The organism is Neolewinella xylanilytica (assembly GCF_002934605.1).
Taxonomy (GTDB): domain Bacteria; phylum Bacteroidota; class Bacteroidia; order Chitinophagales; family Saprospiraceae; genus Neolewinella; species Neolewinella xylanilytica.
Map to the genome: position 1 here is coordinate 462,359 of NZ_PTJC01000005.1, position 22,800 is coordinate 485,158.

Annotated in this window: 18 protein-coding genes; 12 read left to right on the forward strand and 6 right to left on the reverse strand. The window is 60.4% G+C overall.

The window, feature by feature from the left end:
• Window positions 1-205: 205 nt before the first annotated feature.
• Genes CLV84_RS01850 through CLV84_RS01860 form a run of 3 tightly spaced genes read right to left on the reverse strand, consistent with a single transcriptional unit; the run spans window position 206 to window position 2,225 of the window.
• On the reverse strand, window positions 206-1,462 hold the full coding sequence (locus CLV84_RS01850) for an MFS transporter (RefSeq protein WP_245911352.1): 1,257 nt from the start codon (window positions 1,460-1,462) through the stop codon (window positions 206-208).
• Window positions 1,459-1,866, reverse strand: coding sequence for a methylmalonyl-CoA epimerase (gene mce, locus CLV84_RS01855; RefSeq protein ID WP_104418035.1), 408 nt, complete (start codon window positions 1,864-1,866; stop codon window positions 1,459-1,461). The genes CLV84_RS01850 and mce overlap by 4 nt, the downstream gene beginning before the upstream one ends.
• 47 nt (window positions 1,867-1,913) lie before the next feature.
• A complete protein-coding gene (locus CLV84_RS01860) occupies window positions 1,914-2,225 on the reverse strand; it encodes a hypothetical protein (protein WP_104418036.1) in 312 nt (103 codons plus the stop codon).
• Between the two features lie 99 nt (window positions 2,226-2,324).
• On the opposite strand from CLV84_RS01860, the gene CLV84_RS01865 reads away from it, so the two are divergent.
• The 9 genes from CLV84_RS01865 (at window position 2,325) to CLV84_RS01905 (ending at window position 10,402) form a co-directional block, all read left to right on the forward strand.
• A complete protein-coding gene (locus CLV84_RS01865; RefSeq protein ID WP_104418037.1) occupies window positions 2,325-2,720 on the forward strand; it encodes a VOC family protein in 396 nt (131 codons plus the stop codon).
• A gap of 13 nt (window positions 2,721-2,733) precedes the next feature.
• Window positions 2,734-4,005 carry a glutamate-5-semialdehyde dehydrogenase gene (locus CLV84_RS01870; RefSeq protein WP_104418038.1) on the forward strand — a complete coding sequence of 424 codons (1,272 nt, stop codon included), beginning with the start codon at window positions 2,734-2,736 and terminating at the stop codon, window positions 4,003-4,005.
• A 658-nt stretch (window positions 4,006-4,663) separates the two neighbouring features.
• The gene (locus CLV84_RS01875; protein ID WP_104418039.1) at window positions 4,664-5,701 is read left to right on the forward strand and encodes a potassium channel family protein; all 1,038 of its coding nucleotides are present in this window, start codon (window positions 4,664-4,666) and stop codon (window positions 5,699-5,701) included.
• Between the two features lie 165 nt (window positions 5,702-5,866).
• The gene (gene meaB, locus CLV84_RS01880) at window positions 5,867-6,850 is read left to right on the forward strand and encodes a methylmalonyl Co-A mutase-associated GTPase MeaB (RefSeq protein ID WP_104418040.1); all 984 of its coding nucleotides are present in this window, start codon (window positions 5,867-5,869) and stop codon (window positions 6,848-6,850) included.
• Window positions 6,847-7,434, forward strand: coding sequence for a LemA family protein (locus tag CLV84_RS01885; protein ID WP_104418041.1), 588 nt, complete (start codon window positions 6,847-6,849; stop codon window positions 7,432-7,434). Before meaB ends, CLV84_RS01885 begins: the two co-directional genes overlap by 4 nt.
• Window positions 7,434-7,865 carry a TPM domain-containing protein gene (locus tag CLV84_RS01890; protein WP_104418042.1) on the forward strand — a complete coding sequence of 144 codons (432 nt, stop codon included), beginning with the start codon at window positions 7,434-7,436 and terminating at the stop codon, window positions 7,863-7,865. Before CLV84_RS01885 ends, CLV84_RS01890 begins: the two co-directional genes overlap by 1 nt.
• Before the next feature lie 61 nt (window positions 7,866-7,926).
• Window positions 7,927-8,763: a TPM domain-containing protein gene (locus tag CLV84_RS01895; RefSeq protein WP_211295135.1), complete on the forward strand. Its 837-nt coding sequence runs from the start codon at window positions 7,927-7,929 to the stop codon at window positions 8,761-8,763.
• Between the two features lie 71 nt (window positions 8,764-8,834).
• Window positions 8,835-9,275 carry a hypothetical protein gene (locus tag CLV84_RS01900; RefSeq protein ID WP_104418044.1) on the forward strand — a complete coding sequence of 147 codons (441 nt, stop codon included), beginning with the start codon at window positions 8,835-8,837 and terminating at the stop codon, window positions 9,273-9,275.
• Between the two features lie 113 nt (window positions 9,276-9,388).
• The gene (locus CLV84_RS01905) at window positions 9,389-10,402 is read left to right on the forward strand and encodes a M28 family peptidase (protein ID WP_245911354.1); all 1,014 of its coding nucleotides are present in this window, start codon (window positions 9,389-9,391) and stop codon (window positions 10,400-10,402) included.
• A gap of 113 nt (window positions 10,403-10,515) precedes the next feature.
• Here CLV84_RS01905 and CLV84_RS01910 read toward each other — a convergent pair whose 3' ends face one another.
• Complete coding sequence (locus CLV84_RS01910) at window positions 10,516-12,069, reverse strand: glycine--tRNA ligase (protein WP_104418045.1); 1,554 nt, start codon at window positions 12,067-12,069, stop codon at window positions 10,516-10,518.
• A 467-nt stretch (window positions 12,070-12,536) separates the two neighbouring features.
• Between CLV84_RS01910 and CLV84_RS01920 the strand changes: the two genes are divergently transcribed.
• The 3 genes from CLV84_RS01920 to CLV84_RS01930 all read left to right on the forward strand — a co-directional run bounded on the left by CLV84_RS01920 (window position 12,537) and on the right by CLV84_RS01930 (window position 18,915).
• Window positions 12,537-14,462 (forward strand): CBS domain-containing protein, encoded by a 1,926-nt coding sequence (locus tag CLV84_RS01920; RefSeq protein WP_104418047.1) that lies wholly within the window; start codon window positions 12,537-12,539, stop codon window positions 14,460-14,462.
• Between the two features lie 304 nt (window positions 14,463-14,766).
• Window positions 14,767-15,726 carry a ribose-phosphate pyrophosphokinase gene (locus tag CLV84_RS01925; protein ID WP_245911355.1) on the forward strand — a complete coding sequence of 320 codons (960 nt, stop codon included), beginning with the start codon at window positions 14,767-14,769 and terminating at the stop codon, window positions 15,724-15,726.
• Window positions 15,727-15,738: 12 nt separating this feature from the next.
• Entirely contained in the window at window positions 15,739-18,915 is a 3,177-nt protein-coding gene (locus CLV84_RS01930) for an ATP-dependent DNA helicase (protein WP_104418048.1), read from the forward strand.
• 570 nt (window positions 18,916-19,485) lie between these two features.
• On the opposite strand, the gene CLV84_RS01935 is transcribed toward CLV84_RS01930, so the two are convergent.
• A complete protein-coding gene (locus tag CLV84_RS01935) occupies window positions 19,486-20,127 on the reverse strand; it encodes an MBL fold metallo-hydrolase (protein WP_104418049.1) in 642 nt (213 codons plus the stop codon).
• A gap of 433 nt (window positions 20,128-20,560) precedes the next feature.
• Window positions 20,561-22,534, reverse strand: a complete 1,974-nt coding sequence (gene rho / locus CLV84_RS01940) for a transcription termination factor Rho (RefSeq protein WP_104418050.1) — start codon at window positions 22,532-22,534, stop codon at window positions 20,561-20,563.
• Between the last annotated feature and the right edge of the window lie 266 nt (window positions 22,535-22,800).

Here is a 22,800-nt window from a genome sequence, read left to right on the forward strand (position 1 = left end):
ATTAATGAGTGAATTGGTGAATTGGTGAATTAGCGAATAGGTGCGGGACATTGCCCCTCGCTGCGCTCGGGTGGGGGCGGGGTAGCCAAACCAACGTGCGGAGCCAATGCACTAATTCAGTCCCTCAACAATTCACCCATTCCCCAACGAGCTATCCCCTGCGGAGCCAATTCACCCATTCAGCCCTTCAACAATTCACCAATTGCTAAGCCACCGCCCGCACCCGCCGCGCCGTAAACACGGCCACGATGCTCATGAAGATCGTGAAGTACCCCAGCAGTTCGTAGTGCTCCAGCTTGCCGTCGGGACCCTCGGTAATCACGAAGCCGGCCACGACGCTGCTGAAGAACAGGGCCATCTCGTTCACCGACTGCCGGATGCTCATGAAGCCCCCGCGGTTCTCGGGGCGGACCACGGAAGTGATCATGGTGGTCGCCGGGACGTTGCGGCCGCTCGCTACGACAAAGAAGGAGCTCGTGACCAGTAGGGCGACGGGGATGGAGTTCGTGTCCAGGTTGGTGAGCGCGTAAATACTGAAGAGCGCCAGTACGGAGGAGATGGTAAAGACCCGGAGCCGTCCAAAGCGGTCCGCCAGCCGCCCGAACAGGGGGAGGAGGATCACCGTCAGCGCCCCGCCGATCAGGTAGATGAGGCTCACCTGCTTGTCGGCGAAGCCCACGTTGATCTGCATGTAAGGCGCGATGAAGGGAATAATGGTGAAGTGCCCCAGCATCAGCGTCAGGGTGAAGAGCAGGGCCGCCCGCTGGTTGGCGTTGGTAAAGATGGCGCGGAAGGGATCGGCGATCTTGCCTGACCACGACCGCGGCTGCAGCAACTGGGCCTCCGGATCGTCGCCGATCTCTGACTGGTCACCCTCGGGTACGATCGTCTGGTCGACCAGGTGGCCGCGCATGGACGGAACGAAGAAGAAGGCGATCGTGACGAAAAGCCCCGCGAGGGCCGCCGTGGCGTAAAACGGTGCATGCCAGCTGTACTCCGCCGCGATCCAGATGCCGGCCGGCACGCCGATAACCGAAGCGGCCGAAAAGGCGGTCATCACCCAGCCCATGGCCGAGGCGCGCCGCTCGAGGGGAATTACATCGCCCACCACGGCCAGTACCAGCGCGCCCAGCGTTCCGCCGAAAAGGCCGGTACCGAAGCGGGCCGCCAAGAGGAATCCGTAGGTCGGCGCGAAGGCACAGGCCAGCGTACCCGCCGTAAAGCAGGTAAACAGGAAGAGCAGGGCGGAGCGCCGGTCGAAACGGTCGATCACGACCGTGCTCACCAGGTTGCCGGTGAAGGCCGCCAGGGCGTAGGCACTCACTACCCAGGCGAATTGTCCGGGGGTGATGTCGAAGGCGTTCATGATCGTTTTGCCCAGGGGCATGACGATCATAAAGTCGATAATGTGGCAAAACTGTACCGTAGCCAGGATTAGCAGCAGGCGCTTTTCGTTGATCATGCGCCTTTGCTTTGGCAAATTTCCACGAGGACCCCGTTGGTACTCCGGGGGTGCAGAAAGCAGACGAGTTTGTCGTCCGCCCCTTCACTCGGGAGCTCCTGCAGCAGTTCGAAGCCGTCTTCCCGCAGTCGCCGCATCTCCGCGGCGATGTCGTCCACTTCGAAGGCCAGGTGATGGATGCCGGGCCCCCGTTTTTCGAGGAATTTCTGGATGGGGCCGGTCGCACGCTCCGGGGCGACGAGTTCCAATTTCGCCGCGTCACTACCGCCGGTGAAAAAGCTGGTCGTGACCGACTGTTCCGCCACGGTTTCCCGCTTGTAGGGGTCGCGGCCGAGCAATTTCGCGATCAGTTTTTCACTTTCGTCGAGGTTCGCTACGGCGATGCCGATGTGCTCCAGGCGCATGTTTCTTGGGGTTATCCTGGAGAAACGCGCGGTTGCCGCGAAGGTTATTATTGCGCCGGAGCGCGGGAAGAATGTACGGTCGGAACTAACAGCTGCGTATACGGCTTCCGCAGCTGCTTCCACTCCATGAGCCCCATCACGCGGCGGTGGTCACAGGAGCTGCTCCAGCGCAGCATCGACTCCATGTCGTGAAAGGTGATCCAAAGTAGTTGCCGTTCCGGGCGTTCCAAGTCTTCGACGGCTTCCAGCTTGCTGAAACCATCGAACTTGGCCAGGGAACGGTGGAGCTCGGCGGTCCAGGTCGGGAAGTACAACCGGCCGTCGGGAGTAAGGTAGTGCTCGGAGAATACGGTAAGCATCTTATTTTGTGGATCCGGTTGGGTCTTCACAAAACGCCGCAGCGCCCCGCCGATTGTTCATTTTATTCGTCGTATTGCGCAACCGATTAGTTCTCGCTCATGCCCCTCGCTTACAAGCCAGCCAACTACACTAGCCTTTCTCCCTACCACGTGGTACAGGGGGCCGACCGGTACATTGAGTTTCTGGAACAGGTCTTCGGTGCCGAACGGCTACGGCACTATACCTACGAGGGTCGGGTGGTGCACGCCGAAGTCCGCATCGACGATACCGTGCTGATGCTGGCCGACGCCAACGAACAATACGGCCCCAATAAGCCCCTGACCCACCTCTACGTAGCCGACGTGGACGACCTTTACCAGCGCGCCATTGCGGCCGGCTGTACGTCCAACGGCGAGCCCCAGACCCGTCCCGATGATCCCGATCGCCGTGGCGGCTTCACCGATCCGTTTGGTAATAGCTGGTCCGTGGCTACCCAGACCGAGACCGTACATTAACCCCACCACCGACATGACCACCGATACCATAAAGGAAACCTCGATTTCCGAACGGCTGCGGCACCTGCGCGCCGCCGCCAATCAATTGAACCGCCTCGGCGAACGGCAGCTCAACGACTGCCTGCTCCGCCTGGCGGATCTGACCGAAGCCCACATGTCCGCCCTCCTGGCCGCGAACGCCCAGGACCTGAGCCGTATGGACCCGGAAGATCCCAAGTACGACCGGCTGCTGCTGAACGAGGAGCGGCTGTCCGCCATCGCCGCCGACCTGCGCCGGGTGGCCGGATTGCCCTCCCCGCTGGGCCGTAAGGTGGAAGAGCGGGAGCTGGGTAACGGCTTGCTACTCAGCCGGGTGACGGTCCCGATCGGGGTGGTGGGCATCGTCTTCGAATCGCGGCCCAACGTAACCTTCGACGTCTTCGCCCTGAATCTGAAGGCCGGCAACGCCACCGTGCTGAAGGGGAGCCGCGACGCCGCCGACAGCAACCGCGCCATCAAACAACTGATCGACCGGGCCCTGGAGGAAACGGGTCTGCCCCAAGCCTGCTACCTGGCCCCCGCCGAACGGGAAGCGCTACAACCGATTTTGACCGCCGACGGCCTGGTGGACGTAATTATTCCCCGCGGTAGCCAGGGCCTCATCAATTATGTCCGCGCCAATGCCACCGTACCCGTGATCGAAACCGGGGCCGGCATCTGCCACACCTACGTTGACAGCCCCGCCAATCTGGACTGGGCGAAGGACATCGTCACCAACGCCAAGGCCCGGCGGGTAAGCGTGTGCAACGCGTTAGACTGTCTGCTGCTGCACCGGTCGCAACTGGGCCACCTTCCGGAACTGCTGGCTATGCTGGGCGAAGAACACCACTGCGAAGTGTACGCCGACGAAGCCGCCTACGAAGCCCTGGATGGTCGCTATCCATCGGCCCTGCTTAAGCACGCCAACGAGGATTCCTTCGGCACCGAATTTCTGCGCATGGCGATGTCCGTAAAAGTGGTGGATGGAATCGACGAGGCAATAGCACACGTCGAACGCCACGGCAGCCGCCACAGTGAAAGCATCGTCAGCGACAGCGAAGTAAACCAGGAACGCTACCTCCGCGAGGTGGACGCGGCCGTCGTATACGTTAATACCAGCACGGCCTTCACGGACGGCGGGCAGTTCGAGCTCGGCGCGGAGATCGGGATCAGCACCCAGAAGCTACACGCCCGCGGACCCATGGGGCTGGAAGCACTTACGAGCTACAAGTGGCTGGTGCGGGGGGATGGTCAGGTTCGGGGGTGAGAGGAATTGGTGAATCGGTGAATTTTTGAATGGGTGAATGGCTGCCGCACGGGGGCGCTCGCTACGCTCGTGCGGGCAGTTCCGCCTTGGGTGGGGGCATACTCCGGGCTTGTGATGGTTGATTCGCGATACTTGATTTGCGATTGCTGATTGGGCTGCCGCAAGAGTCAGCTCGCTTCGCTCGTGGGGCGGCTGGTTGCTTATAAGACTCGGTCCGTAGTTCGGCCCTGGAAGGGACGCTTCTGGCAGCGAGGTCTGCAGCGAGCTGGCGATCGAAGGGCCTCGCGCTACGGAAGGGGTTTCGTTCCGCCCCGGACCGTACGAGGTCCTGGCGTATTCGCTAAAGCATTATTATGCGCAGGACCCCGGAGTGTGGCCGTACGCAGTAGGTTTCCTGCGGGTGTCCGGACAGTAGCAAGGCGCACGCTGGTGCCCGGACCCTAACCCGGCCCTGGAAGGGACGCTATATCGAGCGAGGTCTGCAACGAGCGAAGCGAGTGAAGGGCCTAGCATACTTCTCCGACCGGCTACGCCCGCCCTAGAACGAACGCTGCACCAGCGAGGCGACAACCGACAAACCGACAACCGACAACCGACAACCCGACAACCGACACCCCGACAACCGACACCCCAACACCCCACACCGTATTTTGCCGCCATGGCCTCCCGATCGCTTTCCCGGCTGAGTTTATCGACTACGGCGCTCGACCTCCGGTTAGCGCTGGTATTGTTGTTGATCACGTTGGCGATCGGCACGGGCGGGCTGATGCTCATCGAGGGATATACCTTGCTGGAGGCTTTCTATATGTCGGTCATCACGATTTCCACGGTGGGCTTCGGGGAGGTGCGGCCGCTGTCGGATGCGGGAAGATTATTTGTTTCGGGGCTGGTGGTCGTCAACATCGGCATCGTCGGTTACGTGCTGGCCGCCTTTTCATACTTCGTATTTGACGGAAGACTTTTTGAAACCATGCAGTACAACCGTATTCAATCCAAGATCGGGAAGCTAAAGCACCACACCATCGTGTGTGGATACGGAAAATACGGCCGCGAGATCGTCAGCCACCTGCAGTTGCATAACCACCCCTACGTCATTATCGAGTTGGACGAGGAGAAGCTCCACGGTTTACTGGAGGAGGATAAGGAGGTGCTTTACGTCCACGACGACGCCACCCACGACGATGCCCTGTTCGCCGCCGGCATCGAGCGGGCCAGCGCGCTGATCACGGCCCTGAACGACGATAGCGACAACCTGTTTATCGTCCTTTCTTCCAAGGATCTCAATCCGAACCTGCGCATCGTCAGCCGGGCCAAGGAGGTGCGCGGGCGTGAAAAAATGATGAAGGCCGGGGCCAGCCACGTTATCATGCCCGAGCAGATCGGGGGCTTCTACATGGCCACCCTGATCTCGAAGCCCGGGGCCGTGGAGTTTTTCAGTTTCATCACCAATGAGCTATCGGCCGATATCGGGTTCGAGGAAATCCGGTACGACCAATTGCCCGAACGCTACCGCGGGAAACCGATCCTGGAGATGAGCCTGCGCAAGCATACGGGCGTGAACATCATCGGCCACCGGCTCGGTACCGGGAAATACGAGGTTAACCCCGGTCCGGAAACCATCCTGCAGCCGAACGGTAGCTTTATCGTGGTGGGCAATCCGGAGCAGCTGGCAAAGCTGCGGGGGATGATCGATTGATAAAAATCCGGACACCCGCACCGCCCGGGGCAGACTCGCGAAATAGCGATCGGGTAGGTGGGGTGGCCGGATTATAAATGAAATGCCTTGGGCCTGATCCCGCCCTACCCCCGGGGCCATTTAGTTATTATTTAACAGCCTCCGGCTAATCTTACCCTTTCGCCGATGCGCCCGGACCAGCTCTTTCACGATCTTCAATCACCCCGGCATCGCCGTGCGCTGGGGCGCGCTATCACGCTGGTGGAGAGCACCCGAGCCGCGGACCGGGCCGCCGCCGCGGAGCTGATCGCCCTGGCCGAAGCCCACCGCCCGGAAGCACCTACTTTCCGACTCGGGGTCAGTGGCACGCCAGGGGTGGGGAAATCCACCTTCATCGAAGCCTACGGAATGGAACTGCTGCGGCGCGGCCACCGGCTGGCGGTGCTGGCCATCGACCCGAGCAGCAGCCTGAGCGGAGGAAGCATCCTAGGCGATAAGACGCGCATGGAGGAATTGACGCGGCAGGACGGGGTGTACATCCGACCCAGCCCCAACGCCGGCGAGCTAGGGGGGGTGGGGGCCGCCAGTCGGGCCGCCGTGCTGCTCTGCGAAGCGGCCGGTTACGATTACGTGATCGTGGAAACGGTAGGGGTGGGCCAGGCCGAGTGGCAGGTACACGGCATGACGGACGCCTTCCTGCTCCTGGCCCAACCGGCGGCCGGCGACGAACTGCAGGGGATCAAACGGGGGATACTGGAGTTGGCGGATCACATCGTAGTTAACAAAGCGGACGCCCTGCCCCGGGAAGCCCGGCTGGCCGCCGCAGAATTACGCCGTAGCCTGCACCTGGCCCCCGCCCGCCCGGATGGCTGGACGGTGGAAGTGGTCAGCGCCAGTGCGCTCACCGGGCAGGGACTGACGGAAATCGCCGACCGGATGGACACCTACCGGACCGAGCTGCGGGAAGGGATTCAGCGGCAGCGGGCCGAGCAACGGATCGAGTGGTTGCGGGAGCAGTTGCGGCGCGAACTGCTAAGAAAACTGGATGTTTACCTGAACGATGCGGGCTTGGATAACGACGAATTACGCGCCCGACTCGACCAACACTTCACCCTTCCCGTCACTGCCGATGTTATACTGACGGAATTTTTAAAATTACATAGACCATGAGATCATTTACCACGCTGGCGGTTATTGTCGGTATTCTGGGTGTCCTGCTCATTGCGGGCTGTACCAGCTATAACGGCTTCGTCAACGCCGAGGAAGACGTAGAGCGCGTTTGGTCCGACGTGGAGACGCAGTATCAGCGCCGATCCGACCTCATTCCCAATTTAGTGAATACCGTGAAGGGCGCCGCCGAATTCGAACGCGGAACCCTGGAAGCCGTAACGGAGGCCCGCGCCCGCGCCACCTCCATCAATATCGATGCCAACGACCTCAATCCCGAAATGCTCGAACAATTCCAGGCCGCCCAGGCCCAGGTATCGCAGGGGCTCGGCCGGTTGTTAGCTACCGCCGAGGCTTACCCCCAGCTGCAAACGAACCAGCAATTCCTGGCGCTGCAGGATGAGCTTGCCGGTACCGAGAACCGCATCGCCGTAGCCCGTACCCGCTTCAACGAAGAGGCGACGGAGTACAACAAGCAAATCCGCCGCTTCCCCGGTGCGGTATTCGCGTCCGTCTTCGGCTTCGATGAGAAACCCCAGTTCCAGGCCGAGGCCGGTGCCCAAAATGCCCCGACGGTCGAATTTTAATGGTCCGATTTTTCAATAAAGAAGAAGAAAACCGGATCGTAACCGCCATCCGCGAAGCCGAACTCGCCACCTCCGGAGAAATCCGCGTCCACGTGGAAGTTGGCGCGCGGAAGCCGGCGCTGGAAGTAGCCAAGCGCATCTTTCACGAGCTAGGAATGGACGACACCGAAGATCGGAACGGCGTGCTGATCCTGCTAGCGGTGGACCGGCGGGAGTTCGCCATCCTCGGCGACGAGGGAATCAATAAGGTAGTGCCGAAAGACTTCTGGGACGACGAGCGGGACCTGATGCAGCAGCACTTTCGCCAGGGCGATTTCGCTACCGGTATCGAACTGGCCGTGCAGCAGATCGGCAGGAACCTCAAACAGTACTTCCCCTACCAGTCCGATGACGTGAACGAGTTGCCCGACGAGATTAGTTATAACCGGTAAGCCGGGACTGAACCGTCCCGGCTCACCTACGCTCCGCACCGGAGCCCGCAAATACCCAACCGTGAAACAGTACCTGTCCTTGCCCGATTTTCGCCCGTCCCGCTGGTCGGCGTTGGTGGTGCTGTTGCTCACATCGCTGGCCCTGCTCGCCCAGCCGGAGGTTCCCCAGCCGACCAACCAGCTGGTCAACGACTTCGCCGGCATGATGACCTCCTCTCAGCAGGCGGAGCTTACGCAGATGCTCAACGCCTACGCCCGGGAGACGTCTACCCAAATCGCCGTGGTCACCGAACCGTCGCTGGAGGGGCAGGACGCCTTCGAGCGTAGCTTCGCCATTGCCGATGCGTGGGGCGTCGGCGGCAGTGAGGACCGCGACAACGGGGTACTGATTTACGTCGCCCGCGACGATCGGAAGATCTACATTCAGACGGGCTACGGCGTCGAGGGCTTCCTCAACGACGCCCAGGCCGGCCGCATCATCCGCAATATCATGACGCCCGCCTTCCGGGAGGGTAATTTCTACGCCGGTATTTCCGGGGCCGCCCAGGCGGTCATGAAGGCCGGTGAGGGAGAATATGTAGCGGATGAGGTGCCCGAGGAGCGCACCGGCGGCATCCCGCCCTTCTACATCTTCCTGTTCATCTTCATCATTTTCATGCTCCTCAACCGCTTCGGCAACCGTCACGACGACGACGATGACGACGACGGCGGGTACTGGCGCGGCGGTCACTATGACGGTCACCCCAAACGGCGGCGCCGTGGTGGCGGATGGTTCATCCTGCCCGGCGGCTTCGGCGGCGGGGGCGGTGGTGGTGGCGGCGGTTTTGGGGGCGGTGGCGGCTTCGGCGGCTTCGGCGGTGGTGGCTTCGGCGGCGGCGGTGCCGGTGGTGGCTGGTAGGCTTTAACGCTTTGTTTGCAGCCCCGGCGCGACCAGGCGCGTTACCTTTATCCTATCCAAAGTAAATAGCTATGCGCGCCATCCTGCTCTTGTCTTTTCTCACTTATTCGGCTTTAGGAATTGCCCAGTCCGATGCCGCTTCCGTCTGGCAAGACCTCGCCAAGGTGAGTTACGAAAAGAAATACGACGAACTGCTCGGATTTAAAGTAGACGTTCCGGTTTTCGCCAAGGACATCCAGGCGATGGAGGGCGAAACGATCGAGATCAGCGGCTACATCGTACCGGTGGAAGGCTACAAAAGCCACAATGAGTTCGTGTTCAGCGCCTTTCCCTACAACATGTGCTTCTTCTGTGGTGGTGCCGGGCCCGAGACGGTGATGGAAGTCACCGCCACCGATCCGGTGAAGTACAGCACCGAACGCATCACCCTCCGGGGCAAACTGAAGCTCAACAACGAGAACATCAACCAACTGATGTACATCCTCGAAGACGCCGAGCAGGTGACGAAGTAGGGTGCCCCTCTGACCAGCTAGCCTTCGTCAGCCGGTTAAGCATCATCACTTAGCCTTCGTCAGCCGATTGAAAATCGTCTGACGAATAAACCAAATAAACCACCCCACACCAGGTGAAGTCTTTACTCTACGTCCTTCTCGCCATCTCCCTCGCCCTTACCGCTTGCCAGAGTGACGCTAATCCCCCCATTCAGGATATGCCGGCGGCGGTGTCCGAACCCCGGGAGCCCACAGAAGCCAAACCGATCCCCAAATTCGACCGCGACAGCGCCTACGCCTACGTGGAAAAGCAAGTCAGCTTCGGACCGCGGGTAGTCAATTCGGACGCCCACGCCCAAACCCGCGAATGGCTGGTCCAAAAACTTGAAAGCTTCGGTGCCGAAGTACGGGAGCAGGACTTCGAGGCCGAAGCCTACGACGGTACCAACCTGAGCGCTACGAATATCATCGCCCGCTTCGCACCGGAATTGGAAGACCGCATTCTCCTGGCGGCTCACTGGGATACCCGCCCATTTGCCGATAGTCCGCTCGAAGACGACCCCAACGCAGTGGTCAACGGCGCCGACGACGGTGCCAGTGGGGTAGGGGTGCTGCTTGAGGTGGCCCGCCAGTTGGGTCAAAATAAACCCGACATCGGGGTGGATATCGTCCTGCTGGATGCCGAGGACTACGGTAAATCCAACGGCGGAAAGCGGGAAAGCTGGGCCTTGGGCGCTCAATACTATTCCCGGAATGTCATCGAACCCAAACCCCGTTTTGGTATCCTACTCGATATGGTGGGCGCGCGGGATGCGAATTTCCCGGTCGAGGGCAACAGCGAGCGGTACGCCCCCGAACTGGTCCGGAAGGTCTGGCGGTTGGCCCACAGCATGGGGTACGGCGATTACTACGTGAACGAGCGGGCTAACGGAATCATCGACGACCACTTCTTCATCAACACCATCGCCGGCATCCCCACCATCGACATCATCAATATGCCTCGGAACGACGGGAGCCGCTCCAGCCAGTTCGTCGACCACTGGCACACCGGCGATGATAATATGGACGTCATCGATAAGCGTACGCTGCGGGCGGCGGGGCAGGTGGTGTTGGCTACGGTGTTTCGGGAGGCGGCTGGTACGTTGTAACGTTAAACACAGAGGTGCCACGGAGTTCATCACAGAGGTGTCACAGAGACGCTTTGCCGGCAGCTCCGTGGCACCTCTGTGCATATCCTCTGTGGAAACTCTGTGTTTAATACCTACTGAGCGGAGCGAAGTAGCGACCCCATATCCACCTTAGGCCCAATCATCCCCCCCAGTTCCTCCTTCTTCACCCGCACCTGCTCCAGCGTATCCCGGTCCCGCACGGTGACGGTGCCGTCTTCCAGGCTGTCGAAGTCGACGGTGATGCAGAAGGGCGTACCCACGGCGTCCTGTCGGCGGTAGAGCTTACCGATGGAGCCGGTGTCGTCGTACTGCACCTCGAACCGGAAGCGGAGGTCGTCGAAGATCTCCTTTGCCATGCCGACCAGCCGGTCGTCGTTGCGCTTGAGGGGCATGATCGCGGCCTTGATGGGGGCGAGGGCGGGGTGCAGCTTCAGGACGGTCCGGGTGTTATTCGGGTCGTCCTGGCCGGGCACCTGCTCGTCGACGAGGGCGTGGGTCAGCGTAGCCAGGAAGAGGCGGTCGGCGCCGATGGAGGTCTCTACCACGTAGGGCACGTAGCTTTCCTTCGTTTCGGGGTCGAAGTACTGCAGCTTCTTGCCGGAGAGCTCCTGGTGGGCGCCGAGGTCGAAGTCGGTGCGGCTGTGGATGCCCTCCAGTTCCTTGAAACCGAAGGGGAATTCGAATTGGATGTCTACGGCGGCGTCGGCGTAGTGGGCCAGGTTATCGTGGTCGTGGAAACGAAGCTTACTCTGGGGGTGGAGCGCCAGGTGCCACTTCATGCGGGCCGCTTTCCACTGTTCGTACCACTCTTGCTGGGTGCCGGGCTGAATGAAGAACTGCATCTCCATCTGCTCGAACTCCCGCATGCGGAAGATGAACTGCCGGGCGACGATCTCATTGCGGAAGGCCTTGCCGATCTGGGCGATGCCGAAGGGCAGTTTCTGGCGGGTGGTCTTCTGGACGTTGGTGAAATTGACGAAGATACCCTGGGCGGTTTCCGGCCGCAGGTACAGCTTACCTTCCTCGCCGGCGATGTTGCCCAGCTGGGTGGAGAACATCAGGTTGAACTGCCGCACGTCGGTCCAGTTCTTGCTGCCGGTATCGGGGTCGGCGATGCCGAGGTCCTCGATGATTTGCTTCAGTTCGGCCATATTGCCGTCGGTCATGGCGGTGGCCAGGCGCTTGGCGATCTCGTCGTACTGCTGCACGTAGCGCTGCACGTTGGGGTTGGTAGCCCGGAACTCCGCCTCGTCAAAATCATCGCCGAAGCGCTTCTGGCCCTTGGCTACCTCCTTGTCGATCTTGGCCTCGATCTTGTCCATATACTCCTCGACGAGCACGTCGGCGCGGAAGCGCTTTTTGGAGTCCTTGTTGTCGATCAGCGGGTCGTTGAAGGCGTCCACGTGGCCGGAGGCCTTCCAGGTTTTGGGGTGCATGAAGATGGCCGCGTCGATGCCCACGATGTTGTCGTGTAGCTGCACCATGCTGCGCCACCAGTATTCCTTCAGGTTGTTTTTCAGTAGTACGCCGTTGGGGCCGTAGTCGTAAGCCGCGGCCAGTCCGTCGTAGATTTCACTGCTCTGGTAAATGAAGCCGTTCTCTTTAGCGTGGGCGGTTAGGGCTTTGAAGTCGATCTCGGTGGCCATACAATCCGTAAATTTTGGGGTGCGAAGATAACCACGGTTCTTGAGCTCCGGCTTACGGACCTTCCTGCATGAAACAAGCCGTGTATGGAACGTGGGAATACCCGGTCGTACATTCGGGGCGCCGGCGCGCGGGAAAAGGGGCCTGCCAAGCAATACCCGGACCGCCCAACGAGCGAAAAACCCATTCGGGAAGGGGGTTCGACTGCGCTGCAGTCGGATAGGCTGTCTTTCCACCTTAACCCGGCGTTGCACGCCGGGCAAGATGGGTTGGACCGCGCTGCGGTCTAACCCCGCCAGCACCACGCCTACCCACTACAAGACTGCAGCGCAGTCCAACCCGGTACCCCTGGAAGCATTCCAGGGTACCTACACCCACCAGCCCCACCCCGCTTCGAGGAAATTTTCCGCACCTGCGCTCCGCCGCAACGTTCAGCAAGCACTACCTTACCCGACAACAGTGCATTTCCATGGGAGAAGAGAAAGTAACCGTACCAACCGCGGACAGCCGTTCGAACTTTACCCACCACCTCCTCCGGGACGTGCAGGCGCTCGAATACATGCTAAAGCACGAGTGGTTCGAGACCGATACCATCCGCATCGGGGCCGAGCAGGAAATGTGCCTGGTCGATAAAAAGACCCTCAAGCCCACGCCGAAGAACATCAGCGTACTGAAAAAACTGGCCGATTACCCCTGGGCCACTACGGAGATCGCCCAGTTCAACCTCGAGTCCAATTTCACCCCCCGCGTCTTCACCGGGGCCGCGCTGCGGGATATGGAGGCCGAGAACATCTATCAATTAAACATCATCCGGGAGGCCGCCAAGAGCAGCAACGCCCACATCGTGCTCACCGGAATCCTGCCCACGCTCCGGAAGTTCGACCTCGCGCTGGAAAACCTGACGCCGAAGCCCCGTTACCTGGCCCTGATTGAGGCCATCAAGGCCCAGCAAAAGAACGTGCGTGGCTTCGAGCTGAACCTCCAGGGGATCGACGAACTCCACATCAACCACGACAGCCCCCTGCTCGAGGCTTGCAATACGAGCTACCAGGTCCACCTCCAGGTGACGCCGGACACCTTCGTGCCGATCTACAACATCGCCCAGGCGGTAGCCGCCCCCATCCTGGCCATTGCGGCGAATTCCCCCCTGGTGTTCGGTAAGCGCCTCTGGCACGAGTCGCGCATTGCCCTGTTCCAACAGTCGCTCGACGTACGCACCAGCAAGGAGCACCTGCGGCAGAGCGAGCCCCGGGTCAGCTTCGGCACCCGGTGGTTGGACAAGAGCATCATGGAAATCTATAAGGAGGACATCGCCCGCTTCCGCGTCCTCCTCGGTACGGACATCGACGAGGACAGTCTGGAACTGATCAGCCAGAAGAAAGTGCCCAAGCTGCGTGCCCTCCAGGTCCATAACGGTACGGTGTACCGCTGGAACCGACCCTGCTATGGCATCAGCGACAACGGCATGCCACACCTGCGCATCGAAAACCGCGTATTGCCGGCCGGTCCCACCGTAATCGATCAGACCGCTAACGCCGCTTTCTGGCTCGGACTGGTCACGGGCATGGCCCACGAATTCAAGGACATCCGCGAGCACCTGAGCTTTGCCGACGTCAAAGATAACTTCTCGAAGGCCGCGAAATTCGGGATCGACACCCAGTTCACCTGGTTTCACAACCGAAAAATCAGCTGTCGCGACCTCATCCTCAACGAACTGCTCCCCGTAGCCTACAACGGGCTCAAAGCCCGCAACATCGACCAGGCGGACATCGAGCGCTACCTCGGCGTGATCCAGCAACGGGCCGAGGCCCATCAGAACGGGGCCCGCTGGCTCCTGAAGTCCTTTACCCACCTCACCGAACGGGTAAACCGCGACGAGGCCGTGACCATCCTCACCTCCCAAATGGTGAAGTGTCAGATGAAGGAGGACCCGGTCCATAAATGGCCGCTGCCGAAGGTGGAGGACCTGAAGCACTACCGGCCCGTGGGCCTGCGGGTCGAGGAGTTTATGGAAACGGACCTCTTCACCGTGCGCGAGAACGACCTCCTGGAACTGGTCGGCGACCTGATGGACTGGCGCAAGCTCCGTTACCTCCCCGTGGAAGACGAAGACGGCCACCTCTGCGGCTTGATTACTACGCGCAAGTTGCTCCGCTACTACATTCAGAAGGGCCGGATCAACAACGAGATGAACGATTACCGTACGGTGGGCGATCTGATGATCGAAAGCCCCGCTACGGTGAGTCCGCAAACCACCATCAAGGAGGCCATGCAGATCATGCGCAGTGGAAAACTGGGTTGCCTGCCGGTGGTAAAGGACGACGAACTCGTCGGGCTGATCACCGAAATGGACTTTCTGCGGGTGGCCGGACGGCTGATCGAAAGGTTGAAGTAAGTACAATGTTTAAAGGACAAAGTACCAAGTAGAAAGGGCCGTGGGCTGCCTGCTGCTTTGGGTTGTCCGTCGGGTTACTTGGTGGTAACCTGCCGTCCGGTACCGGAAATGCCGGGTGATCGGGCGTAGCTTTCCGGTAGGCAAACGAGGAAAGCAGATACGTATTGGGCATCTGAAAAACGGTAGCGATGCAGGGTGCCCCGTACAAGATCCCCGGGCGGGGCAGGGGAATAATCGCGGCCTTCCGGCAAACTTACCGGACCTTTGTACTTTCCACCTTATACTTCAAACTTCGTACCTCACTATGTCGCACAAGCCCCGCCTCACTCCCATGACCGACAAGGTGACCCTCCTATCGGTCACCACCAGCCAGTACCTGAGTGAACAGATCGCCGAGGCGTACGGTCACGACCTGGGCAAGTTCCGGGTCGCGCGCTTCAGCGACGGGGAGATGCAGCCCATCATCGAGGAATCCGTGCGGGGCGAATATGTCTTCATCATCGGCAGCACCTTCCAGCCCAGTGATAACCTGATGGAAATGCTGCTGACGATCGACGCGGCGCGCCGGGCCAGCGCGGGCTACGTCTGCGCGGTCATCCCCTACTTCGGCTACGCCCGTCAGGACCGCAAGGATCGCCCGCGGGTGCCCATCAGCGCCAAGCTGATCGCGAACTTGCTGGAGGCCGCCGGCGTGGACCGGCTCATGACGCTCGACTTCCACGCCGACCAGATCCAGGGTTTCTTCGATATTCCCGTCGACCACCTCCAGAGCCAGGCCATTTTCTTCCCTTACCTCCAGGATCAGGACATGAGCAACGTCATCTTCGCCAGCCCGGACATGGGCGGGGTGAAGCGGGCCCGGGCCTACGCCAAATACTTCGAACGGGATATGGTGATCTGTGATAAATACCGCAAGCGGGCCAACGAAATATCCGGCATGACGCTGATCGGCGACGTGAGCGGGGCGGACGTCATCCTCATCGACGACCTTATTGACACGGCCGGAACCCTCTGCCGCGCGGCCGACCTCATTATGGAAAAAGGGGCCAACAGCGTACGGGCCATCGCCACCCACGCCATGCTCAGCGGCAACGCCTACGAGAACATCAAGAACAGCCAGTTGACGGAACTGATCGTGGCCGATACCATACCGCTGAAGCAGCAATCGGATAAGATCAAGGTGCTGGGGTCCGCCCAGTTGTTTGCTACGGCTATTCAGCATACCCACGAGAACGCCAGCATCTCGGAGCTCTTCGTCAATTAATCCAATACAGCCTTGCCCAGCCGGCGCCTTTACGACTACAACGCCACTTTCCGCCAGGAACTAGACCGCCTGAACGCCGCCCAGCGTACCGCAGTGGAAACCATCGAGGGGCCGGTGATGGTCCTGGCCGGACCGGGCACCGGCAAGACCCACCTGCTGGCCGCCCGCATCGGCAATATCCTGCTGCAGACCGATGCCGGTGCCCAGAACATTCTCTGCCTCACCTTCACCGACGCCGGCGTGAAGGCCATGCGGGAGCGGCTGCTGGGCTTCATCGGGCCCGAGGCCCATCGGGTGGGGATCTATACCTTCCACAGCTTTTGCAGCAACGTCATTCAGAATAACCTCCACTACTTCGGTCGGCCGGGACTGGAGCCGCTTTCCGAGCTGGAACGGGTACGGATCATCCGGGAGCTGCTGGACGGGTTGGCGCAGACCGATCCGCTGCGTCTCGGCCACCATGAGACCTACCACTACGAGCGGCACGTCCAGGACCTCTTTGCCCAAATAAAAGCGCAGAACTGGACGGAAGACGAGCTCCAGCAGCGAATCAACGCCTACGTCGAGGGCCTGGAATCGCACCCGGATTTTATCTATAAGCGGAAGTACAAGGATAAACAGGCCGGAGATCCCAAGGAGGGCAATATCGCCGAAGAGCGGGGACGGATGGAGAAGCTCGCCAGCGCGGTCACTCTCTTCTCCGGGTACCAGGAGGCGCTGCGGAGGCTGCGGCGCTATGACTATGGCGACATGATCGGCTGGGTATTGCGGGCCTTTCACGATCACCCCAGCCTCCTGCGCAGCTACCAGGAGCGGTTCCGCTACCTCCTCGTGGACGAATTCCAGGATACCAACGGCAGCCAGGAGCGCATCATTCGCTTACTTACCGATTATTGGGAAAATCCCAACGTCTTCATCGTGGGCGACGACGACCAGGCGATCTACGAGTTTCAGGGCGCGCGGCTGAACGCCATGGTCGACTTCCATAATCGCTACGCCCGCGACCTCACCGTGGTAACCCTGACGAACAACTACCGAAGTACCCAACAGATACTCAACGGGGCGGATGCGTTGATCACGCGCAATACGTTGCGGATCGGCGAGCGATTACCGGAACGGGGGATTGACAAACGATTAACCAGCCAATGGCGCCGGAGCGCAGGAGCAACACCCACCGGAGAAGAAAACCCTCCGGGGCTCACCTTTCTCAATTTCCCCGACCACCGACAGGAAACCGGTTATCTGGCCGGCCAGTTAAAGCGCTGGCACGACGGTGGTGTTCCGTGGTCGGAAATGGCCGTGATCTACGCGAAGCACAGTCAGGCGGATCTCCTGCGGCACCTCCTGGAACGGGCCGGGATCCCTTACCGGAGCAAACGCCGCCCGAATATCCTCGACGGCCGGCCCGTGCGCCAGCTTCGCGATCTCCTCCGCTACCTCGAAAGCGAATACCGCCGTCCGGGAACCGGGGAGTACCTGCTGTTCCGGGTACTGCATTTCCGATGTTTCGGCCTGGAGCCGTACGACCTCTCGCTGCTGAATCTCGGGCGATTGGCCGCGATGGACGAATACGGGAATATACCGGGATGGCGGGCGTACCTGCGTGACTACGACCTATACCCGTCCGGACTGGAAGACGGGCGTTCCGTCCACCAGGTGGCGCGCTGGTTAGAAGAAACGATCGGGCAGATCGGCAGCCTTCCCTTACCCGAATTCATCGAATACGTACTTAACGGATCGGGCTTACTGGCTGGCGTACTTCGCCACCCTAATCGGGCGGAACTCTTGCAACACCTGGCTACCTTCACCGACTTCGTTTTGCGGGAAATCGCCCGCAGACCGCGACTTGGGCTGGGCGACCTACTGGAAACCCTCGATCAGATGGACGGGAATCGCATTCCCCTGCCGCTACGGTCCCACCTCGACCAGGCGGACGCCGTACTGCTGGTCACCGCCCATAGCGCCAAGGGACTGGAATTCGAAAAGGTCTGGATGCTGGACTGCTCCGAAAAGGCCTGGGGAGCGGGGGGGAGTCGTTCCCGCAATCGGTTTAAACTGCCGGATACCCTCACCTACGCCGGAACGGAAGACGAGGAGGAGGCCAGAAGGCGGCTTTTCTTCGTGGCGCTTACCCGCGCGCGTTCGGAAGTGATCCTAAGTTGTGCCGACCTGAGCAGCCAGGACAAGCTACAGCAACACGTTGCCTTCGTTGACGAACTGATTCAGGAGGGTGAGGTATCCACGCGGGAGACGGGCGTAGCCGCGGACGCCCTGACGGAACTTGCCCACCTCCAATTAACGCCCAAGGATGATGCCCGTTTCCCCCTCCTCGAGCGAAGCGCGATCGCCGAGTTGCTGGCCGATTTCCGGTTGAGCGTCAGTGCGCTGTATGCCTACCTGGATTGCCCGCTGCGGTTTTACTACGAAAAACTGCTGCGGGTGCCCGATCGCGAACGGGAACGAACGGTCTATGGATCGGCTCTCCACGAGGCGCTGCAGAATTACTTTCTCAGGATGAAGCGGGATCCGGACCGGGCCTTTCCCAGCCGGGAGGAGTTGATCTATAACTTCGAAGTGGCGCTGGGGCAGCGGCGGGGACTGCTGAGTCGGGAAGGCTACGATAGCCGGCTGGAGCGTGGCCGGCGCGAATTGGGCAGCTATTACGATGCTCACCGGCGCGATTGGGTAAATGAGGTCGAGATAGAATACTTCATCCGCAACGCCGAGGTAGACGGTGTCCCGCTGACGGGCATCATCGACCGGGTGGATGTACTCAGCGATGCCTACGTCCGGGTAGTGGATTACAAAACGAGCACGGGAGATCGGTCCAAACTCAAGCGACCCTCCCCAAGCGCTCCCTACGGCGGAGATTACTGGCGGCAGCTTACCTTCTATAAGCTACTCTACGATAACCGCCCGGGAACGTTGCACCGGGTAAAGGAGGGACGCATCAGCTACCTGCTCACCGACCCCAACGGACAGCAACTGCAGGAGACGATTGAGATTCTGCGACAGGATACCGACGCCCTGCGCGGCATTATCCGCAATGCCTGGGAAGCTATCCAGGAACAGCAATTCGATGGCTGCGGGAAGCCGGAATGTGAGTGGTGCCGGTTTGCTCGCGACCTGACGGATGCGGTACCGGTGGAGACTACGGAGGAGGTGTTTGGGTTGGATGACGTAGCTTGATTCACCACGGAGGCTTCGCCACACGGAGGGCTTCACAGAGGAATCACCGAGCAGGGGAGCAGAAAAGTCGCTACGCTACCGCAGAGGTTTACCGCGAAGCAGCGGCGTAGTCCATCTGTGTTTCACCTAACTGCGTCAGAGGCGAGGACGCCGCGCGACGGAGGGGGTCTACCGCAGAGGCGCGAAGGGGCGCTAAGTTTCGCTAAGGGGTGAGCGGGGAAGGTTCAACACAGAGGTGCCACAGAGTACGGCACAGAGGTGCCACAGAGTGGGCAAAGGAGGGGTCGCTGCGCGACGGGAGGGTGACCGCAGAGGCGCTAAGGAGCGCGAAGTTTCGCTAAGGGGTGGAGATATCCAGCGCCTTCGGTCAGTCGTTTCTTGCGAAGCAGTGACGGAGCCAATCTGGGAACTGAGGGAAAATCGGTGTTTAATCCGTGCAAAAATCCGTGGCCATCCATGTTGAGAAAAACGAGCCGCAGGCGAGCAACTCCGTGCTACCTCTGTGAAGCCCTCAGGGTCCTCCGTGGTGAACTCCCCGAGCCGCAGGCGAGCTGAGACACGAAGCGCCCATCAAAAAAACGGATTCTCGCGCCGCTCTTCCCCGATCGTGGTGCTGGGCCCATGACCCGGATACACCACTACATCATCCGGCAACGGCATCAGTTTCGTAAGAATCGAGCCGATGAGGGTGTCGTGGTCGCCCATGGGAAGATCGGTGCGGCCGATGGAACGATGGAACAACACGTCGCCGGCAATGACGTAGCCCTCCGCCTTGTTGTAGAAGCAGATGCTGCCGGGGGAGTGGCCGGGGCAGAAAAGGACCTGAAACGTAGCGTCGCCCAGGGTAACCGTGTCGCCCTCGTTGATGAAATAGTCCGGGGCGGGGGAGGGTGTCATCGGTGGCATACCGTATAGCTGTACGAACTGCGGGGCCGACTCGAGGATCTGCTGCTCCAGGGGGTGTATACCGAGTTGCAGGCCATAATGCTTCACCACGAAGGCGTTGCCGAAGACGTGATCAAAGTGGCAATGGGTGTTGATGAGCTTGACGGGCTTCAATCCCAGGGAATCAATTTGGGCCACCAGTGTTTTCTCCTCCTGGTTGGTGAAGGCCCCCGGATCGAAGATGATGGCCTCCTTGGTGTCGTTGTCGTAGACGAGGTAGGTGTTTTCCTGGACGGGGTTCTGGGTGAGGGAGACTACGGTGGTCATGGAAAGTACGAAGTATAAAGGATGAAGTACCAAGTACGAAGGTGCAATGACGCTTCATAGTTTGCCGGACTCCTTCTTTTCCATCATTGCGGCCTGGGGAACCTCGTAGTGTCCGCCAGGACCTGCGAGTGTTCGTCGGGAGGGGAAGTACGAAATATGAAGTAGAAAATACGAAATACGAAGGTCCGATATGGACTACCTAGTTTGCGGAGGCATCTTCTTCTTCGTCGATACGGCTCAGGGAACCTCGGCGTGTCCGCCAGGACCTGTGAGTGTTCTGGCATGACCTGCGGGTGCTCTACCCAGTGCTTCATGTTTTCTACACCGTCCAAGTGTTTTGGATTGGTTTCCACCCGCGCTCCGGCGCAAAAAAAACGGGGGATCCGAACGGCTGTCCGGATCCCCCGTCGGGTGGATCGATGCGGGAGGTTGGTTACGAGTTCATCGTAGCCAGGAATTCCTCGTTGCTGTTGCTGTTCTTCATGTGCCGCATGAGGAACTGGAAGGCTTCTTCCGGCTTCATATCGGCCAGGTGGTTGCGGAGGATGAACATCCGCTGCAGGACGTCGCGCTCGAGGAGCAGGTCGTCGCGGCGGGTGCTGGAGCGGGTGAAGTCGATGCTGGGGTACATGCGCTTGTTGGCCAGCTGGCGGTCGAGCTGCAGTTCCATGTTGCCGGTACCCTTGAATTCCTCGAAGATGACCTGGTCCATTTTGGAGCCGGTGTCGATGAGGGCGGTTGCCAGGATAGTGAGCGATCCGCCGCCGTCAATGTTCCGGGCGGCACCGAAGAACTTCTTGGGCTTCTGCAGGGCATTCGCCTCCACACCACCGGAGAGCACCTTGCCGGAGCTGGGCTGAACGGTGTTGTAGGCGCGGGCCAGACGGGTGATCGAGTCGAGCAGGATGCAGACGTCGTGGCCGCTTTCGACCAGTCGCTTGGACTTTTCGAGGACGACGTTGGCCACGCGGACGTGGTTTTCGGCCGGCTCGTCGAAAGTCGAACTGATGACCTCGGCCTTGACGCTGCGCTTCATGTCGGTGACTTCCTCCGGGCGCTCGTCGACGAGCAGTACGATAAGGTAGGTCTCCGGGTGATTCTTAGCGATGGCGTTGGCGACGTCCTTGAGCAAGAAGGTCTTACCCGACTTGGGCTGGGCGACGATGAGTCCCCGCTGTCCCTTACCGATGGGAGCGAAGAGGTCGACGAGGCGCATGCCGTAGTCGCGGCCGGTGGCGGATCCCGAAAGGGTGAACTTCTCGGTGGGGAACTGGGCGGTCAGGTAGTCGAAGGGCACGCGGTCGCGGACATCCTTGGGGTCGAAGCCGTTGATCTTTTCGACGTCGAGCAGGGCGAAATACTTCTCGCCTTCCTTGGGGGGCTTGACGGGGCCGCGCAGGGTATCGCCGGTGCGGAGGCCGTACGACTTGATCTGCTGCTGGCTGACGTAGACGTCGTCCGGGCTGGTCATGTAGTTGTAGTCCGGCGAGCGCATGAAGCCGTAGCCGTCGGGCATCATCTCGAGGATGCCGGTGGCACTGATGAGGCCGTCAAGCTTGTACTCTGGCTGGCCGCGGCGGTTGTCGTTGCGATTGCCGCGGTTGCTATCGTCGTTGCGGGAGCCCCGATTGTTGCTGTCGTCGTTGCGGGGGCTGCGGTTGTTGCCGTCGTCGTTGCGGGGGCTGCGATTGTTGCCGTCCTCGTTGCGGGGGCTGCGGTTGTTGCCGTCCTCGTTGCGGGAATTGCGGCGGTCGTTGTTTCGGCCACCGCTGCGGTTGTTGTCCTCGCGGTCCTCGGTACGGCCCCGGTTGCTGTAGCGGTCGTTGCGTTGCTGGTCGTCGCTGTCGCTTTCGTTGCTGGTACCGCGGTTGCCCCGGCCCCGGCCCCGGTTGTTGTCGTCTTTACCGTTGTCGGAGGGCTCGTTGTTGCGGCCGCGATTGGTATCGTCGCTGCCCTTGCTGCTTTCGTCGCGCATACTGCGGCGGCTACGGCCCCGGGAGCGCCCGGACTCCTTATTGGAATCGTCGTCCTTAGTATCGGTGTCGGACTCGGAATCGGAGCCGTTGTTGTTCGAACGACCGCGACCGCGGGCGGGGCGCTTCGGCCCTTCATCGTCACCGTCGGAGGAGTTCCGGTTACCGCGGCTGCGGCGGCGGCCGGACTTATCGTCCTTATCGCTGCCGTTACTCTCGTTGTCGCGGCCGGACCGGCGGTTGGGGACGCGATCCGTATCGGAAGCCGTGGGGGGCTCACTGGCGTCGCCGGTACCCTTTACGGCCTGTTGTTCGAGGAGGTTGAGGATAAGGTCTTGCTTGTTGAGCCTTTTGTAAGACTTGAGGCCGAGTTTTTCAGCGTAATCCCGTAGCTCGGGGACCAGCATCGCCTGTAATTGCGCTATGCTAAACATCTATGGATATGGTACGTAAAGGGGAATGGGTAGAAAACCGGTTATTGCGGGTCGGCTTCCCGAACGGAAGCAGGAAAGGGTGACCCGAGATGCGGAATTATGGAAGAATGACGGAGGGGAGAGGCAGAAATGCCGGCTCCGGTGCCTGCGCGCGGAATCGCTTGCCGCGCAAACCTACGACCAAATTTCGAAAACCAAGTGAAAGACGGGCGTAGAATTATAACTAGATACAAAAGTACGTCGCTAAAGGTTTACAAACAACTTCT

Coding starts and splice junctions, on each gene's coding strand:
- CLV84_RS01875 (WP_104418039.1), top strand. CDS start 4,664: ATGGCCTCCCGATCGCTTTCCCGGCTGAGTTTATCGACTACGGCGCTC.
- mce (WP_104418035.1), bottom strand. CDS start 1,866: ATGCGCCTGGAGCACATCGGCATCGCCGTAGCGAACCTCGACGAAAGT.
- CLV84_RS01910 (WP_104418045.1), bottom strand. CDS start 12,069: ATGGCCACCGAGATCGACTTCAAAGCCCTAACCGCCCACGCTAAAGAG.
- CLV84_RS01920 (WP_104418047.1), top strand. CDS start 12,537: ATGGGAGAAGAGAAAGTAACCGTACCAACCGCGGACAGCCGTTCGAAC.
- CLV84_RS01865 (WP_104418037.1), top strand. CDS start 2,325: ATGCCCCTCGCTTACAAGCCAGCCAACTACACTAGCCTTTCTCCCTAC.
- CLV84_RS01890 (WP_104418042.1), top strand. CDS start 7,434: ATGGTCCGATTTTTCAATAAAGAAGAAGAAAACCGGATCGTAACCGCC.
- CLV84_RS01850 (WP_245911352.1), bottom strand. CDS start 1,462: ATGATCAACGAAAAGCGCCTGCTGCTAATCCTGGCTACGGTACAGTTT.
- CLV84_RS01870 (WP_104418038.1), top strand. CDS start 2,734: ATGACCACCGATACCATAAAGGAAACCTCGATTTCCGAACGGCTGCGG.
- CLV84_RS01900 (WP_104418044.1), top strand. CDS start 8,835: ATGCGCGCCATCCTGCTCTTGTCTTTTCTCACTTATTCGGCTTTAGGA.
- CLV84_RS01885 (WP_104418041.1), top strand. CDS start 6,847: ATGAGATCATTTACCACGCTGGCGGTTATTGTCGGTATTCTGGGTGTC.
- meaB (WP_104418040.1), top strand. CDS start 5,867: ATGCGCCCGGACCAGCTCTTTCACGATCTTCAATCACCCCGGCATCGC.
- CLV84_RS01860 (WP_104418036.1), bottom strand. CDS start 2,225: ATGCTTACCGTATTCTCCGAGCACTACCTTACTCCCGACGGCCGGTTG.
- rho (WP_104418050.1), bottom strand. CDS start 22,534: ATGTTTAGCATAGCGCAATTACAGGCGATGCTGGTCCCCGAGCTACGG.
- CLV84_RS01925 (WP_245911355.1), top strand. CDS start 14,767: ATGTCGCACAAGCCCCGCCTCACTCCCATGACCGACAAGGTGACCCTC.
- CLV84_RS01935 (WP_104418049.1), bottom strand. CDS start 20,127: ATGACCACCGTAGTCTCCCTCACCCAGAACCCCGTCCAGGAAAACACC.